Genomic DNA, 16,474 nt, shown 5'->3' with positions numbered 1-16,474 from the left:
TGTTCCTCCTATTTTTTCCCTAATTATAATTGCAGTTTATTCAGCTGAAGACTTAGTTGTTTCAGTTGAAGACTGTGATTGACTATTTTTTTCTGAACTGCTCTTGCTTTCTTCCGCTCCAGAAGTCTGTGTTTTTTTCATTTGTTCTGGTGTGGGATAAATCTGTTCGCCTTCTTTTGAGAGAAGGAAACGGCTACGTGCTAATTTTGCCACATAATCATCATCTTTTAACAAAGCAACGTCTTTTTTTAGATCCTTGACCTTCTTATCAACTGCTACGGATTCAGCAATTGCATCTGCTCGTTCTTGTTTGAAAGCACCTAAGCGATGATAATCTTTCATCAATTGGATGCCAGAAAAGGCAAAAATAATGAAGGCCACGAGAAAAATCGCTGCCAAGCGTCTGCGTCTAAAAATCAATTGTTTCTGTTGTTTTTGGAATTCGACATACTGTTCTTTCGTGTAGTCATTTTCCAATGCCGCAACTTTCTTCGAGTTTTTTTCATTCTTTCCCATCGTCTCGCTCCACTCGCTTTGGATTGTCCGTTTTATTATACCAACATCTAAGAACCTTGTCTAATGTTAATTTCAGAGAAGTTAAAGAAAATCAAGCTTTTTTCTAAAATATTCTTTGCTTTTGAAATAACAGCGGTTGATTTATTAATTTTTTTCAAAAGCGGCGCGTCTGTTTCATTAAAACGCTGAAAGGATGAAGCGCTTGGAATATTCATCTTTTCAATGAACTTGCCAAGCGCTCCATCCTCACCTGTTTATTCTTCAGAGACACGTGTTTCTGATTTTATTTCATACATTTTTGTGGCATCTTCTTTTTTCGTAGAGTCATTTAGTTGCAGGACTTCTACTTCTAAAATTCTGTTCCCAAATTGAATTTTGACAAGGTCACCAATCTTCACAGTACTAGAAGATTTGGCTAAGACTCCGTTGATTTGAATCCGACCTTTATCAGCGACTTCTTTGGCAACTGTTCTTCTTTTAATAATGCGAGAAACTTTTAAAAATTTATCTAACCGCATCACATTCACCTCTTTTATTTTTTTTGTCTCATCCGTAAAATTTTTGCGCCATACGGTAAACTTAACCATTCACGTATCGTAAATAATTCTACCTTAATGATGGTGCTAATAAAAACTGTACCACCCACTGCAACACCTAAAACTGTAACGAAAAACGCTTGACTTCGGTGATGCACACCTTGGAACAAGATGGAGATAATTCCTTGATAGACCAGTAATGACAGCATCATGATTGCTAAACTAAGCAACAGTTTTTTCAAAAAGTTTCGTTCTCGAACAAAACAATTAATCGCTGCATCCGATTGTCGGACTAAAACGAATAACGTCGCTAGTAACCCAAGAATAGTAGACCAACTAGCACCTAATGTTCCCCAACGAATGGTGAAAAAGCCCGTTGTCAGTAATTTCACTAATAAGCCCACACCAGCTGCCACTAAAGGACCTTTAAAACGATTGCGACTTTGTTCAATACTTTGGTAGGCCTGAATAATGGCCATAAAAGCGATGGATAAAACATACACCCCTAAAACATCGTTGCCTTTATAATCTTTAAAAAGCGTAAAGTTCATGTACGGCAATAACATCATCAGACCAATCGAAGCCGCCGATGCCAAGGTTGTGGTAAGACGCAAAAAGATTTTTGCAACTTGTAAAAATTGTTGACGGTCTTTTTTCATAAAATATTTTGTCAAACCTGGTAAAAAGGTCGAGCTTAAAGCTAAAGCAATTACCAATCCTAATTGAACTAGTGGTTGTCCTCTATCATAGACCCCTTTGTCAACTTTCGCAGCTAAATCAGAGAGCCCGAAAAGCATGAGGGCATTTTTTACTTTAAAGGAATCAATTAATTGAAATAGAATCAGAAAAGCACTATATAAAGAGACCAAACCACCCTCAATCATTAAACGTTTAAATAGTCCTGTGGTTTGAGGCATAATCTTCCATTGATGCAAGTATTCCGTACTTCCACTAAGAATTTTTCGATTGTAGTACCATAAGACAAGTACCGCTAAGACACCGCCAGCCAACGCACCACTCATGGCCACCGTCCCCGTTTGGTAAATGGAGCCACCAAAGTAATGATAGGACAACGCAGCTACTAGAATAACCCCGACACGCACAAACTGTTCCATCACCTGTGAAATACCACTAGGCACCATCAACAAATGACCTTGAAAATTCCCACGATAGAAAGAAAGAATTGGAACGAGTAAAAAGGTAAAGGAAACAACTTCCATTAATGGTTGGAGTGCAGCATCCCCCATACTAATAGCAATTTCTTGACTACCAAAGAAAAAGAAGGCCCAACAAGCAATCGCTAACCATAACACATAGGGATATAGTTGGCGCAACACTTGTTTTTGACTCCGAATATCTGGTTGTTCAGCAACAATTTTGGAAATAAATTGCGGTAAGCCTGACAATGCTAATGTCATCGCAATCCCATAGATTGGATAAACTTGCTGATACACGTAAAATCCTTCATCCCCTACAAAGTTCTGAAAAGGAACGCGATAAAACGCACTCAACACTTTTGCAATGAAGGAAGCAATGGTTAACACAACGGCACCTTGCATCATTCGTTGCATTTCTTTTTGTGCCATCTTCTAGGCCTCCTTTTAAAGGGAATCCGTTTCTTGCGAATGTTTGTATTTTTCTTGTCGCAATGCGGTTGTAAAAGTAGCAATTTCTTGAATCCAAACAGCTTCTTTACAATCTTTCGGCAACTTCAAGGAAATAGTCATTTGTTCTTTCTCAACTGCTAGATCCGCTTTTAAGCTGGTTGCCGATAACGCTTCAAACAACTGCTCCACAGAGTATGTTTTTGTGCCAATTTTACTTAACACAAACTTGACTTTTTGGTCGCGTTTACGAATACTTTCTAACAAGGCACGGTCGCCATCCATTTTGATACGGCCAGTGGTTAATAAATGCGCCACTTCGTCAGGATACTCTCCAAAGCGGTCTAACAAGTCCGCTTCTAATTCTTCGTACATATCCATATTTTCTAATTGACGAATCCGTTTATAAATTTCAATTTTTTGTCGTTCGTCTGTAATATACGTTCCTGGAATATAAGCATCAATGCCCAAATCAATCTCAACAGACGTTTTTTGGTCTTGGATATTTTTTCCTTGTTTACGAGCAACTGCCTCAGATAACATCTGTGAGTACATATCAAACCCAACCGAATCAATGAAGCCATGTTGTTGGGCACCAAGAAGGTTTCCGGCCCCTCGAATGGAAAGGTCACGCATCGCAATTTTGAACCCAGAACCTAATTCCGTAAAGTCTTTAATTGCTTCTAAACGTTTCTCACTAACTTCGTTTAGGATTTTTTGCTGTTCGTACATAAAATAAGCATAGGCCACTCGATTGCTACGCCCCACACGACCACGTAATTGATACAACGTAGATAAGCCCATGTAGTCCGCATTTTCTACAAACAAGGTATTAGCATTAGGAATATCTACTCCTGTTTCAATAATCGTTGTAGTGACTAATATATCATATTGTCCTTCAATAAAATCAAACAAAGTATTCTCCAGTTGTACTTCTGTCATTTGACCATGTGCATACGCAATTCGTGCATCTGGAACTAGTGCTTGTAACTCTTCAACTTTTCGTTCAATCGTATCTACTCGATTGTATAAATAAAAGACTTGGCCATCTCGGGCCATTTCTCGCTCAATCGCTTCCCGAATCGCCCCAGGATTATTTTCCATGACATACGTTTGGATCGGATAACGATTCTCTGGTGGGGTTTCGATGACGGATAAATCACGGACACCTAACATTGACATATGAAGGGTCCTTGGGATTGGCGTTGCTGTTAACGTCAAGACATCCACTTGTGAACGCAATTGTTTTAGTCGTTCTTTATGTTTCACTCCAAACCGTTGTTCCTCATCAATAATCAACAAGCCTAAATCACTAAAATTAATATCTTGCGACAATAAACGATGGGTACCAATCACAATATCTACTTGGCCATGTTTAATTTTTTCAATTGTTTCATTTTGCTGTTTTTTCGTGCGGAAACGACTTAATAAACCAATTTCTACAGGAAAGCCCTCAAACCGCTCTTGAATCGTTTCGTAATGTTGTTGCGCTAAAATAGTTGTTGGCACTAAAAAGGCGACCTGTTTATTGTTGCTAACAGCTTTGAAAGCCGCTCGTAAAGCCACTTCTGTTTTACCAAACCCTACATCGCCAACTAACAAACGATCCATTGGTCGAGATTTTTCCATGTCGTGTTTAATTTCGGCAGCACTACGTAATTGATCATCTGTTTCAGAATACGGAAAAGCCTCTTCAAATTCTTTTTGATACGCATCATCTGGCGGAAAAGCATAACCTTTTTCCGATTCTCTTGTCGCATAAAGTAAGATTAAATCATCCGCGATATCTTCAATTTTCGAAGCAACTTTTCGTTTAGTTTTCGTCCATTCACTGCCGCCTAGCTTGTTAATTTTCGGCGTTTTAGACTCGGAAGCAACGAACTTTTGAATCAAGTTCAATTGTGTTACTGGAATAAATAACTTGTCATCATTTTGGTACAAGATAGTCATGTAATCTTGATGGACCCCATCAACTTCTAAGGTTTCCATACCAATATATTTACCAATCCCGTGATTCGCATGAACGACATAATCGCCCGTTTTTAAGTCGCTATAACTTTTCAAACGTTCCGCATTAGAGATTGTTTGACGACGTGCCCGTTTTTTGGTCGTTGTATGAAAAATTTCTTTTTCCGTAATCGCCACGAGCTTGTTTTTAGGTAATTCAAACCCTGTTTGTAATGCCCCTTGAACAATTTGGACATGTCCATCTAACAGCTGATCCCAATTGCTTACTACGCTAGGTATGTCAAAGTCCTGGAATAGCTCTTCGACTTTTTGAATCCGTTCTTTCGTAGGAACAAAAACAACAACCGTTTGGTTTTGCTTTTGCCAACGGTCCACTTCCGCTTTTAGCAACGGCATTTGACCGAAGAATTGTTGCATTGAACGATATTGGAAATTATGGACTTCTTGGAAACGAAGATTCCCCATTCCTTTTTGAAAAAGTGAAAAGAAGGTCGTATTTCGTGCAGTTTTTCGCAATTGATCATGAAAGTCTACGCCAAAAGTTTGTTCAGAAAACACGCGCATTTCTTCAATTTTCAGGGTTTGCCATTCCGCTTCCTCTCTAGCGATTTCTCGCTCCGTTTCCATCATACGAGAATAATCATCCACAAAAAGCAAACTATTTTCTGGTAAATAATCTAACAGAGTAGTTTTTTGTTGGTACAGAAAATCTGTATAATAGTGAGCATTTTCTGTAGGAATCCCTTGTTCCCAAGAAGACAGCAACTGACCAAAATATTCTTCTAAAAAATCGGTCTCCGTTTGATCTTTAGCTGTCGCTAAACGTTTTTCTAGAGCATCTTGTAACCTCGTCATGCCATGATTCATATCTGCCTTTGAGAATACTAAATCAGTCATTGGTGAAATCGTTACTTCTTCAAGATTTTCTAATGAGCGTTGAGTATCCGCTTCAAAATAACGGATTGAGTCAATTTCAACATCAAACAGTTCCACCCGAACAGGGTATTCGGCATTTAGCGGATAGACATCAACAATGCTTCCGCGAATACTAAATTCGCCAGGCTTTCCGACCATCGATTGGCGTTCATAGCCCATTAACACTAAGCGTTGCGCGAGGATTTCAGGTTCTACTTCTGTCCCGATTTCCCAATGAAGTTGCGCATTTTGCCACGTTTCTTTCGTTGGCAAATATTTTCGTAGTCCAGCTACTGGTACGACCACGATTCCTGCATTCGCTGTCATCAGGAAATTTAACGCACTCACTCGATCTGCGCGCGCTTCTGGTGAAGAAAAGGCCATTTCGGCGGATAACACTTCATCTACTGGAAATAGATGAACTTGTTCTGAAGGTAAAATATTTAAAAAATCATCTACTAATTGATTGGCATAGTATAGGTTTGGGACCGCAATAACAATTTTTTGATGCGTCTTTTGTAAAGCGCCTGCCATCAGTAATGTTTTAGCAGAGCCTGATAACCCAGTAATTAGTTGGCGCGTTCCTGTTGTCATTAGTTGACTGCGCCATGATTTAGCAATTTCTGTTTGGCTAATTCGTTCGATAATATTCAAACAAGGGCCCTCCTTTCTGCTATTTTCCATTAAATTGATTCATTGTTTCAACAAACGTATGTCCTTCGCATGCATATAAAGCGGCATCGGCTGCTTTTTTTACAGCAAGTAACATCTCTTCGTGTGTTTCTTTGGGAAAAGTACTTAGTACATGGTGGATAACTGTATCATTTTTTGAGGGCCGACCAATGCCAATTTTAATTCTAGGAAAGACATTAGTTCCTAAATGGGCAATCAGACTTTTTATCCCATTGTGGCCGCCAGCACTACCTTTTTGCCGTAAACGAATTTTACCGACCTCTAAGTCTAAGTCATCATAAATAACAATCAAGTCTTCCTCATCTACCCCAAAGTAGGTCAACAGCGGCCCAACAGAGCGACCTGATTCATTCATAAATGTTAATGGTTTCACTAACAATACTTTCTCAGTCCCTATAAAAAACTCTGCAATATCTGCTTCAAAATTACTATTATTAAACGAAACATTTTGCCGATACGCAATTTCATCTAGCGTAATAAAGCCAATGTTGTGTTTTGTTTCTTTGTATTTACTACCGGGATTTCCCAGTCCTACGATTACTTTCATCTTTCATTCTCCTTGGATTATAAGCTTGCCAACACAAAATGGCTGGGAAGCGTATGCGCTACCCAGTTTTATTCATTATACCATAGAAATAAAAAAACTCGCAGTCTTTGAAGATTAAGAAAGATGTAAAAAAATTTTTTAGAAATTTAAATATGCGCAAGATAGTGAAATTACGCACATGTAAGAGCTACCATTTTGAAACAGGTCTGAAAACTGTATCATTTTTACAATCAAAGTTCGTGACATTTTTTACAAACCATGTTACTATCACTTTAGCAACAGGAAATAAAAACTCGTTGCTCACGAAAAAGAATGTAGAGGAAGGAATGGTACACATGACTGCAGCCGCAGGGAATAAAGATCACCAAAAAGTAATTTTAGTCGGGGACGGTGCCGTAGGTTCTAGCTATGCCTTTGCTTTAGTAACTCAGAATATTGCTCAAGAAGTTGGGATTATTGATATTAATGTACCAAAAACTGAAGGAGACGCGTTGGACTTATCTCACGCATTAGCATTTACTTCTCCTAAAAAAATCTATGCTGCTACTTATGACGATTGCCATGATGCAGACTTAGTTGTCTTAACAGCTGGTGCGCCTCAAAAACCAGGCGAAACTCGTTTAGACTTAGTTCATAAAAACTTGAAAATTAATAAAGAAATCGTTACAACAATTGTTGATTCTGGTTTCAACGGTATCTTCTTAGTTGCCGCAAACCCAGTCGACATTTTGACTTATTCAACTTGGAAATTCTCTGGCTTCCCGAAAGAACGAGTAATCGGTTCAGGAACTTCACTAGATTCTGCTCGTTTCCGTCAAGCAATTGCCGAATTAGTTGATGTTGATGCACGAAATGTCCATGCCTACATCTTAGGGGAACACGGAGATACAGAATTCCCAGTTTGGTCACATGCGAATGTCGCTGGCTTACAAATTTACGAATGGGTGAAAAATAATCCTGACGTCGATGAAGAAGCAATGGTTAATTTATTCTTCAACGTACGCGACGCTGCTTACACAATCATCGAGAAAAAAGGAGCTACTTTCTATGGAATCGCGGTTGCACTAGCGCGTATCACTAAAGCTATCCTAAACGATGAAAACTCTGTGTTACCATTATCTGTTTATTTAGAAGGTGAATATGGTCAAAACGATATTTATATCGGTGCACCAGCGATCATCAACCGCCAAGGAGTTAAACAAGTCATTGAAATTCCATTAACAGATGCTGAACAAGAAAAAATGGAAGCTTCTGCTTCTGCATTAAAAGAAGTTATTGAAACAGCTTTTGCTAAATTTGAAGCAGAAGAAGCAAAGTAACTCCTTCTATAATAGTCGAAAATTAAAAACAACCAAGAGTGAACACTATTGTTACTCCGCTTTAAAGCCTGGTACAAAAATCCAAAGTGATTTTTGCACCAGGCTTTACTTTTAATCTGTTTTACTTTACTCATCACTCAACTTTTAAAAAAAATTATTGTTTTGTTTAGCTCGAAAAATAACAATAACCAAAAATAAGTTTGTTATCTAAAATTCACTACACTACTTAATACAGTCCATCTGCTTCTTCTTTTGTCACAATGTAAATATTTTTCATTTGCGTATAAGCATCTAGCATTGATTTATGCGTTTCTCGACCAATTCCTGATTTTTTATAACCGCCAAATGGCGCGCCCGCAGGCAATTGATTGTATGTGTTGACCCACATCCGACCTGTCCGTACACCACGAGCAACCCGTAATGCCACATTGATATCTTGAGAAAAGACCGCACCACCTAGACCATATTCAGAATCATTAGCTAAACGAATGACTTCTTCTTCCGTTTCAAATTTAATCACTGTTGCAACAGGACCAAAGATTTCTTCTTGGGCCACACACATTGTATTCGTACCATTCGCTAATAACGTAGGTGCTAAAAACGCCCCCTTGTCTAGCCCATTTTCTGTTAAACGTTGCCCACCAGTAATCAGTGTAGCTCCTTCCTTCACACCAATTTCGACATATTTTAAAATTTCTTCCAATTGATGCTCATTGATCTGAGCGCCCATTTCAACATCTTTTTCCCACGGGAAACCAACGTTCACTTGTTCAAACTTTTCCTTTAAAGCTTCTACAAATTGATCATAAATACCTGACTGAACGAACACACGAGACCCAGCACAACAAACTTGCCCTTGATTGAATAAAATCCCTAACTGCACGCCTTCTAATGCACGTTCCCAATTGGCATCTTCAAAAATAATGTTGGCTGATTTTCCGCCAAGTTCTAAAGTGGCTGGAATTAGGCGGTCGGCCGCCGCTTTAGCGACAGTGTACCCCACCTCTGTTGAGCCTGTAAAAGCTAGCTTATCAAACCCTGGATGTGCCAACATATAATTTCCTGAATCAGAACCACGACCGGTGATTAAATTCACTACTCCTTTCGGCAAGACTTGATCAAAAATTTTAAACAATTCCAACAGACTTAATGATGTGCTCGAGGACGGATGAATCACAACCGTGTTACCTGCTGCCAACGCTGGTGCTAATTTCCAAGCACCCATTAATAAGGGGAAATTCCACGGAATAATTTGACCCACAACACCGATGGGTTCTTTCACAACAATGGATAACGTATCCTTATCAAATTCTTTGACAGATCCTTCTTCTCCACGAATCACACTAGCAAAATACCGAAAATGGTCTGCACTGGCAGGGACATCAATCGATTGCGTTTCCCGAAGCGGTTTTCCATTATCTAAAGTCTCCACCATAGCCAAATGTTCTTGATTTTCTTCAATCAAATCAGCAATTTTCAATAAAAGATTGCTTCTTGTTACAACGTCAACATCTTTCCATGTCTGAAACGCTTCTTGAGCTGCTTCTACAGCTCGATCCACATCTGCATTTGTGGCATCTACAAATTCTGCTAATTTTTCACCATTACTAGGATTGTAACTAGCAATCATTTTGTTACCACTACCTGTTGTCCACTCTCCATTAATATACAATTGATAGCTACTGGCAACTACTTGATTTATTTCTTTTTTACTCATTTACCCACCTCTTTTTTTATTTTTGTATCCGCTTACAATTATAAGACATCTTCCACCTAAAAGTAAATAATTCTACCTAAAAAAAATATAGCTATCAGCGACTGTTGCTAACTCATCCCGACCTCAAGCCTCCTGGCAATAACTGAATGTATTAAACTTTATTGGAGAGAACTTTTGCCACAAAAAAAGCTAGCACTGAAGAATTAAAATTGCTTCTTCAGTGCTAGCTTTGATTTTTCCAACTCATCCGTTCTTATTGACAAAGAGCTGATTTTTTTATTTATCTTTTGGAACGATATAGTTCATTAAATGTGTTTCATCAGCTGAGATTGTACGTGTCGAAACAACGTTTAATCCCTTCACGTTCATTTCAGAAATTAAGATGCTACCATCTTTAAAGACTTTTTCCACAAATGCGACATGACCATAAGTATTGTCTGCGCCTAAAACGCCAGCTGGGAAGGAAACCGCTGCACCTGCTTTTGGTGTACGACTTACTTTGTACCCGCGTGCACGACCTGTTTCGCCCCAATCTTGACCATTCCCCATTGTTAAGTCCACACGTTTACCTAATTGCGTAATACGGTTGTAGACATATTGTGTACAGTTGCCCCAAGCATAACTATTAAAGGTGTCATAGTTTTTGCCATTATAGGCTGGGAAATTTGATTCCATTGGTTCAACGGTTGCTTTTTCTTTATCATAATAAGTTAAATCGTATGTTTTAATTAACGCATTTAATTTCTTATGGTAATCTTTGTCCGTTGCGTATTTTCCTGTTAGGAAACGTGTCGCTTCTTTGTATGATTTGGCTTCCGTTTTCCAGACACCATGATAGAAATCTTTATTGGAATCTAAACCATTTTTCAATAATTTCGCATAATCTTCCATTGATTCTTTATACGTTGGATATTGACGGAATTTTGCTTCTACTGTGTATAGGTTACCGAAACCATTGTCTTCATAGGTAATAAAAGAAACAGATTGACCTTTGTAATCGCCTTTAATACCAAACAAATTGTAGTTTGGTTTCTGGCTTAATTTACTATTGCCGCTGCCACTTTCTAAAATTGCTTGAGCAATCATCACACTAGCATATAAGTTTTTGTCCTTGGCCACTTTCCGAGCAGATTCCCCGATTTCTTGAATAAACTCTTCTGTCTTCTTCGTTTTGCTGACCGTAAACGTCTCATCGTCTTCCACTAACCCAACCGTTTCATTTGTAACTGGTGGGACTATTTCGGGCTGCGGTGTTGACGCTGCTGGTTGTTCTACTGGTTTTTCAGCTGGCGCTGTTGGTGTCACTGGTTTCGCCGGCTGTTTTGATTCAGAAGTACTCGTGCCAGGTTTTGGCTGTTCTTTAGAAGAACTTGGTGTGGTCGTCGGCGTGGTACTTGATTCAGTTGTACTTGTTGACGTAGAATCTGTGGTTGACTCTGTTGTACTCGTTGAGGTGGAGTCAGTAGTCGATTCTGTCGTACTTGTGGATGTTGAATCCGTTGTGGAATCTGTCGTTTCGGTTCCTGACGTTTCCGTGGACTCCGTGGTTGTAGATTCACTTGATTCGGTTGAACTTTCTGTTTCAGTTGTTGATTCTTCTGTCGCTTCTGTTGTTTCACTAGTTGCTGTCGTTTCAGTGTCTTCAGCAGTTGTTGCTTCTGCGGTTGTTTCTGCAACAGAACTATTTTCAGCTACCAAGTTATTACCTTCTGCAAATGCACCTACTGGCATTGATGAACCTAAAAGTAATAAGGTAGAGAACAGGGCAAATTGTTTTTTCATACTCATTCTCCTTTTTTATTTTTCTCCATTTATTTTTATGTACCAACATAATAATTGACATAGTTATTGTTTAAATGGCTCCTTTTTTAATAGTATACTGTTTCATAAAAAATTTCTAGCAAAAAGTTAAAAAAATAGAAGAAAATTCACAAATTCTTCTATCTTTTTTTGGTAATTTTCTAAGAAAAAAAAGAAAGGGCTTGAATAAACATCAATGTCCTCTCTTTTTCTCGTTATCCTTCAAACAAAATACTTTTTTTTCGAAGTGCCTCTTTGATTTCTTGGAAAGTTTCTTCGTCTGCACAGCGAATAGTATGCAGATGGACGCCTCCTGTTAAAACTGATAGTAATGTAGCATGCTCTTTTTGATACTTGTCCATAAATTTATCAATATCTTTCTCTGATTGAATGCGCAAACTGCCGATTAATTCCCCATAAAGCGGATGTGCAATACTCACATCTACCACTTCTCCACCTTTGGCAACAATGACTGACAATTCTTCTCTCGTTTGTTCAGGCGTATGTTGACAAGCAATTTTCCGCTCAATTCCTTCTAAAGGTTGTTCCAACATATACCCTCGAGCTGTTGCGACAATTTCGACCCCTGTCGCCCGTAATAGAGCGACATCTCCTACAATAATTTGTCTGCTGACATCAAAAGCTTTTGCAAAACGAGTGGCACTAATTGGCTTTTCGGTCTCTCTTAATCTTTTAACAATCTCTCTTCTTCTGATTTCTCCATCCACGACCTTCGCCTCACTCTCCTAAATGTTTTTCTTGGAAACGTTTAGAGGCGTCCATAATCCCCTGGAAAGTCTCAGATAATGTTTCTTCATACTCGGCATTTTCAACATGATTCAGAATAGTTTCTAATACTTGTTGTTCTCTTTTAGAATCAAAAACCGCATGACCTGCTTTCTTTTTCACTGCAGCAATCTCTGCGACGACGTCCATCCGCTGTTCTAATAAACGGACCAGTTCCTTATCGATTTGGTTAATCTTTGCTCGTTGTTGTTCTAAAGAAGTTGTTGGGGCGTCATCTTCAGTCAATTCTTTAATTATCCGTGCTGGATTACCTGCGATCACACAGTTTTCTGGGAACGATTTGGTCACAACAGCGCCTGCTGCTACCACTACATTATCGCCTAATGTTACGCCAGGAAGGACAATCGCTCCACCGCCAATCCAAACATTGTTGCCAATGATAATTCGTTTCCCTGATTCCATTCCGCTATTACGCTTGGCCGCTTGTAATGGATGCTCGGCTGTATAGAGTTGCACATTGGGACCAAACATACAGTTATCGCCAATTTCGATTGGACAAACATCTAAAAAAACGTTATTAAAATTGGCATAGAAATTTTTTCCCACAGAAATGTTGTAGCCATAATCAAATTGAATCATCGGTTCGATGTACGTCCCGACACCCACTTTTCCAAATGTTTCTTCTATTAATTGACGACGAATATAAGTGTCTGGTTGTTGGTTAATTAACGCCATTTGTTCACGGGCTTTTTTGCGATCAGCCACTAATTCAGGATCTGAGGCAAAATATAGTGCACCTGCGATCATTTTTTCTTTTTCTGATTTAAATTCTTCCATTCCGTTACTCCTTTATCGTTAATTCTGCAAATATCGTTTCGGCTTTCGCTTCTAAAAAATAATAAGGTTGTTGTAAAAATAGCGGCGTTTGATTAATGGCTAAAATAGCTGCCGTTGGTTGTTTATAATGAATCAAATCGCAAAATGGATGCACTTGAAAACTCGTGCCGACAATCACGATTAAGTCGGCAGAAGCAACGGCCTGAATGGCTTTTTCGATTGCCTCTTCGGATAATCCTTCTTCATACAAAGTAATAGCTGGACGGATTTGTCCATGACAGTCTGCGTGCCGATCACTAAGCAAATAGTCTTGCCAAGGAACCGTTGCACCACAAGTTTGGCAATAACATTCATATAAATTACCGTGAAAGTCCACCACTTCTTGGCTACCTGCTTTTCGATGAAGCCCATCAATATTTTGTGAAACAATTTTTCCCCGTTTCATTTGCTCTAATTGGGCCATTTTCTGGTGAATGATATTAGGTTGTGCGTCTGGATGATAGAGCGTTTTAACGAATTGATAAAACTTTTCTGGCTCTGTTTTTAAGCAAGTCCGGCTCAATAAGTATTCCGGTTGCTGGATTCCTTGATAGACACCTTTTAAGGAACGATAATCTGGCACACCTGAGGCTGTCGAGATACCCGCACCTGTTAAAAATGTGATTTTTTGTTGGGTTGCCAACCAATGAATTGCCTCAGCTTGCGTGATATCTTGCATATCGATTCAGCTCCTAATCTTCTATATTATAACGTATTTTAACATTAGCACCAAAAGTTTTTCCACTTTTTGAAAACTTCTTACCTATATATTGATTTATCTTGAAAGAGTTTGTGACAAATTTCTCAACTCGTGGTAAAATATGCATGAGTAAAAGTGAGGTGAAACAACAATGGTCGCATTTATTATTTATTGGGCTGCAATTATTGCCTGCATCGCTTGGGGCGTTTTAAGCATTTGGTTCTCTGTTTTTTATCTTTCTCGTAAAGAAAACGGAAATCTTTGGGCTTTTGCGTTCTTCAACGTTATCGCTATTATCGCCTTAGCAATTGTTTTATTAGTTTACAAAACTTGGGATTTCGGTATCTTAACTTACTCAAGTCTAATTTATACAATTTTAGCTTCTTTAGGTGTATTGACTGTTCTTCAAGCTATTTTAGGTCGTGAACCAAAAGCTGTCAAAGCTTAAGTGATTGTTTAAAAAACCTTGAATTCATATGAATTCAAGGTTTTTTTAAGACACTAATTACGCACTGATATTCTTATTTCTTCAAAAAAAATCCTGTCAATCCTTATTTACCAATCCCTTACAAATCCATTCTTGCCATTTCTTCCAATTTCTCAATCTCTTTTCGATAATTTTTTCGCAGGGTTTGTTCTGTTTCTTCTAGGATTGAAACAAACCGATTTTCTGTTCGTTTCACTTCATCTAAACTGGTGGCTATTTGATGATGAAACATTCGTTTGTCCCAAGTATCATTTCTAGTAAAATAAGCCACCTTGTCTACTAGTTGGTTCGTTTGTTGTCTAAATCGCTGGATTTCAGCGGAAACATGTTGCTGTTGTTGATTGATTTTGCGCTTTTCTTGATAATAGTTGTCTTCAATCATCTGGTAACTGCGGCGTTTTTCTTCCGGTGTCATCTCCTAACCTCCTTTTGCTGGTGTTTTTAAATTTGCGTCAGGAATCGTTTTCAAATAATGGCTCGCTGCGTCCGCCACTTGCCCTTGGAACGCACCTTTTAAGGAAGAAGGCAACGTAGTTTTTGATTGTTTGCTCATCAATTCTGAAAGTTTCTTGATTGTATGTGTGGAGGTTTGTTTGATGGTTGCGATTCTGGTTTGTTTTGCTGTAATCACAGCTTGAATGGCTTGGCGTTCTTGTATCTTTTGTACGCGTTCTAATTCCAATTGAAGTTCTCTTTCCAGTTCATCCATGTGCGACATCCTTTCATTTCTGTGCAAATAACTGATTCCCTGTTTGGCGATCGTATTCTTGAATATTTTTAGCCGCAGTTGTTAACTTTTCACTAAACGTCATCAGTTTTTGATTATATTGTTGAACTTGTTTCCGATTGTGACTGGCCTGTGCCTCGTTCCACAAACGACTTTTTTCATAGGGTGCAATCATTGCTTGGACCTCAGAATAAGACAAATATTGTCTAATTTCATTGGCACTTGTTAAAATTTCCTTGGAAATTTCTGCTAACGCTTGTTCTGTGTCTTGCTGGCTTTGTTTCAGCAATTTCTCCGCTTCTTCACCGATTGTCCTAGCCTGATTAGCTACCTGTAATGCCAAGTCTGCTCGTAACTTGATTTTTTGACCGCCAGAAGCACTGGCAATTTTTGTATGTAAAGAACGAATAGCTTTATCAGTACCAGATTTTAATTTTTCCAAATTCGCATTCGTTTGCGCAAATTCGCCATAGAGTTCTAAGTACTCCTGCACTCGTTTTTTCGCTTCGGCTTCATTATTTGTGGTGGGATCCCAGTCGCCATTTTTCTTTGCCCAGACTTTCGCTGCTAACTTGACTTGCTCCAAAGTCATATTCGGTGCGAAAATGCCATCTTTGGCTAAACGATCCAAATCCAAGTCGTCCCCGTCAAAATAGTTGGCTAAAGTATTATGTTCACCAACCCCTGAAATCGAAGAAATCGTGCCATATTTACTATCACGTCCTGACAGTGCTGCCCATGAATCATTTTGGTAGCGAATCAAAAATTCTGGATTTTCTTGTAGCCACTGTTTTTCACTCGTCGTTAAACGTTCAAATTGATTGCGGCCCCAATCATCAAAACTGGTGGTACGGAAGCCCATTTCTTGCCCGTATTTCCCTGCCATTTTCATCATGTAGCCACCTGATTGACTAAAGCCTGCAACATCGGTAATTGTGCCGTTTTGCGAGGCAATTTTTTGCTGCGTTTGTTTTAAAAATTTTTCAGCTTCCTGATATTCTTCAGAAAGCCCACCTACAAAAGCTGTTCCAGCTGTCTCAAAGCCTTTTTTACCTTCATCACCAAAGGAATTGGTACCAGCGTACACGACAGCGACGTTGTTATAGTCAGGTTTACCTTGGTCATCTAAAGGGGCGATGGCCATGGCGTTTAGTTGGCTGGATTGGGTGCTGGCGGCTTTGTGGATGATTTTGAATTTTTTTAATTCCCCTTGAATTTCTAATTCAATTATTTTCCCTTTTGTTTGAACCTTCTTCTTAGTTATATCAATCGATTTTGCTAAATCTTCTGTTGTAATTTCATTAGTCAAATTTCTTCACCTC

Annotated in this window: 15 protein-coding genes; 2 read left to right on the top strand and 13 right to left on the bottom strand. The window is 38.8% G+C overall.

Annotated features, from left to right (window positions below; all coding sequences use genetic code 11):
* Positions 1 to 36: 36 nt before the first annotated feature.
* The 5 genes from IGL90_RS01055 to pth form a co-directional block, all read right to left on the bottom strand.
* The gene (locus IGL90_RS01055) at positions 37 to 516 is read right to left on the bottom strand and encodes an FtsB family cell division protein (protein ID WP_002356257.1); all 480 of its coding nucleotides are present in this window, start codon (positions 514 to 516) and stop codon (positions 37 to 39) included.
* A 254-nt stretch (positions 517 to 770) separates the two neighbouring features.
* Positions 771 to 1,034 (bottom strand): RNA-binding S4 domain-containing protein, encoded by a 264-nt coding sequence (locus tag IGL90_RS01050; protein ID WP_002356255.1) that lies wholly within the window; start codon positions 1,032 to 1,034, stop codon positions 771 to 773.
* A gap of 14 nt (positions 1,035 to 1,048) precedes the next feature.
* A complete protein-coding gene (locus tag IGL90_RS01045) occupies positions 1,049 to 2,638 on the bottom strand; it encodes a putative polysaccharide biosynthesis protein (protein WP_048738147.1) in 1,590 nt (529 codons plus the stop codon).
* A gap of 15 nt (positions 2,639 to 2,653) precedes the next feature.
* Positions 2,654 to 6,193, bottom strand: coding sequence for a transcription-repair coupling factor (mfd, locus tag IGL90_RS01040; RefSeq protein WP_002388750.1), 3,540 nt, complete (start codon positions 6,191 to 6,193; stop codon positions 2,654 to 2,656).
* A gap of 19 nt (positions 6,194 to 6,212) precedes the next feature.
* Positions 6,213 to 6,779: an aminoacyl-tRNA hydrolase gene (gene pth, locus IGL90_RS01035; RefSeq protein WP_002361556.1), complete on the bottom strand. Its 567-nt coding sequence runs from the start codon at positions 6,777 to 6,779 to the stop codon at positions 6,213 to 6,215.
* A gap of 335 nt (positions 6,780 to 7,114) precedes the next feature.
* Between pth and IGL90_RS01030 the strand changes: the two genes are divergently transcribed.
* Entirely contained in the window at positions 7,115 to 8,098 is a 984-nt protein-coding gene (locus IGL90_RS01030; RefSeq protein ID WP_002356251.1) for an L-lactate dehydrogenase, read from the top strand.
* Positions 8,099 to 8,324: 226 nt separating this feature from the next.
* Here IGL90_RS01030 and IGL90_RS01025 read toward each other — a convergent pair whose 3' ends face one another.
* The 5 genes from IGL90_RS01025 to IGL90_RS01005 form a co-directional block, all read right to left on the bottom strand.
* A complete protein-coding gene (locus IGL90_RS01025; protein WP_002361555.1) occupies positions 8,325 to 9,815 on the bottom strand; it encodes an aldehyde dehydrogenase family protein in 1,491 nt (496 codons plus the stop codon).
* Between the two features lie 276 nt (positions 9,816 to 10,091).
* Positions 10,092 to 11,603: a glucosaminidase domain-containing protein gene (locus tag IGL90_RS01020; protein ID WP_025190311.1), complete on the bottom strand. Its 1,512-nt coding sequence runs from the start codon at positions 11,601 to 11,603 to the stop codon at positions 10,092 to 10,094.
* A 227-nt stretch (positions 11,604 to 11,830) separates the two neighbouring features.
* The gene (locus IGL90_RS01015) at positions 11,831 to 12,343 is read right to left on the bottom strand and encodes a transcription repressor NadR (RefSeq protein ID WP_002356248.1); all 513 of its coding nucleotides are present in this window, start codon (positions 12,341 to 12,343) and stop codon (positions 11,831 to 11,833) included.
* 10 nt (positions 12,344 to 12,353) lie between these two features.
* A complete protein-coding gene (locus tag IGL90_RS01010; RefSeq protein ID WP_048738143.1) occupies positions 12,354 to 13,199 on the bottom strand; it encodes a chorismate mutase in 846 nt (281 codons plus the stop codon).
* Positions 13,200 to 13,203: 4 nt separating this feature from the next.
* Positions 13,204 to 13,917, bottom strand: coding sequence for an NAD-dependent protein deacylase (locus tag IGL90_RS01005; protein ID WP_002390258.1), 714 nt, complete (start codon positions 13,915 to 13,917; stop codon positions 13,204 to 13,206).
* A gap of 172 nt (positions 13,918 to 14,089) precedes the next feature.
* Between IGL90_RS01005 and IGL90_RS01000 the strand changes: the two genes are divergently transcribed.
* Entirely contained in the window at positions 14,090 to 14,386 is a 297-nt protein-coding gene (locus tag IGL90_RS01000; RefSeq protein ID WP_002356244.1) for a hypothetical protein, read from the top strand.
* 118 nt (positions 14,387 to 14,504) lie between these two features.
* Here the strand turns inward: IGL90_RS01000 and IGL90_RS00995 are convergent, their stop codons facing one another.
* From IGL90_RS00995 to IGL90_RS00985, 3 genes are read right to left on the bottom strand one after another with little or no spacing between them, the layout of a single operon-like run.
* A complete protein-coding gene (locus IGL90_RS00995) occupies positions 14,505 to 14,840 on the bottom strand; it encodes a hypothetical protein (RefSeq protein ID WP_048738142.1) in 336 nt (111 codons plus the stop codon).
* A 3-nt stretch (positions 14,841 to 14,843) separates the two neighbouring features.
* A complete protein-coding gene (locus IGL90_RS00990) occupies positions 14,844 to 15,134 on the bottom strand; it encodes a hypothetical protein (RefSeq protein WP_002400826.1) in 291 nt (96 codons plus the stop codon).
* A gap of 13 nt (positions 15,135 to 15,147) precedes the next feature.
* Positions 15,148 to 16,461, bottom strand: coding sequence for a hypothetical protein (locus tag IGL90_RS00985; protein WP_048738140.1), 1,314 nt, complete (start codon positions 16,459 to 16,461; stop codon positions 15,148 to 15,150).
* Positions 16,462 to 16,474: the final 13 nt, after the last annotated feature.

Origin of the sequence: Enterococcus sp. DIV1307a, from assembly GCF_050537425.1 — a bacterium.
Lineage (GTDB): Bacteria > Bacillota > Bacilli > Lactobacillales > Enterococcaceae > Enterococcus > Enterococcus faecalis.
Note: the sequence above shows the minus strand (reverse complement) of the source record. Positions and strands in the feature narration are given on the sequence as shown.

Excerpts from the sequence above, each read along its gene's own strand:
- IGL90_RS01005 (WP_002390258.1), bottom strand. The coding sequence starts at position 13,917 with ATGCAAGATATCACGCAAGCTGAGGCAATTCATTGGTTGGCAACCCAA.
- IGL90_RS01010 (WP_048738143.1), bottom strand. The coding sequence starts at position 13,199 with ATGGAAGAATTTAAATCAGAAAAAGAAAAAATGATCGCAGGTGCACTA.
- IGL90_RS00990 (WP_002400826.1), bottom strand. The coding sequence starts at position 15,134 with ATGGATGAACTGGAAAGAGAACTTCAATTGGAATTAGAACGCGTACAA.
- IGL90_RS01050 (WP_002356255.1), bottom strand. The coding sequence starts at position 1,034 with ATGCGGTTAGATAAATTTTTAAAAGTTTCTCGCATTATTAAAAGAAGA.
- IGL90_RS01020 (WP_025190311.1), bottom strand. The coding sequence starts at position 11,603 with ATGAGTATGAAAAAACAATTTGCCCTGTTCTCTACCTTATTACTTTTA.
- IGL90_RS01000 (WP_002356244.1), top strand. The coding sequence starts at position 14,090 with ATGGTCGCATTTATTATTTATTGGGCTGCAATTATTGCCTGCATCGCT.
- pth (WP_002361556.1), bottom strand. The coding sequence starts at position 6,779 with ATGAAAGTAATCGTAGGACTGGGAAATCCCGGTAGTAAATACAAAGAA.
- IGL90_RS01045 (WP_048738147.1), bottom strand. The coding sequence starts at position 2,638 with ATGGCACAAAAAGAAATGCAACGAATGATGCAAGGTGCCGTTGTGTTA.
- IGL90_RS01030 (WP_002356251.1), top strand. The coding sequence starts at position 7,115 with ATGACTGCAGCCGCAGGGAATAAAGATCACCAAAAAGTAATTTTAGTC.
- IGL90_RS00995 (WP_048738142.1), bottom strand. The coding sequence starts at position 14,840 with ATGACACCGGAAGAAAAACGCCGCAGTTACCAGATGATTGAAGACAAC.
- IGL90_RS01025 (WP_002361555.1), bottom strand. The coding sequence starts at position 9,815 with ATGAGTAAAAAAGAAATAAATCAAGTAGTTGCCAGTAGCTATCAATTG.
- IGL90_RS01055 (WP_002356257.1), bottom strand. The coding sequence starts at position 516 with ATGGGAAAGAATGAAAAAAACTCGAAGAAAGTTGCGGCATTGGAAAAT.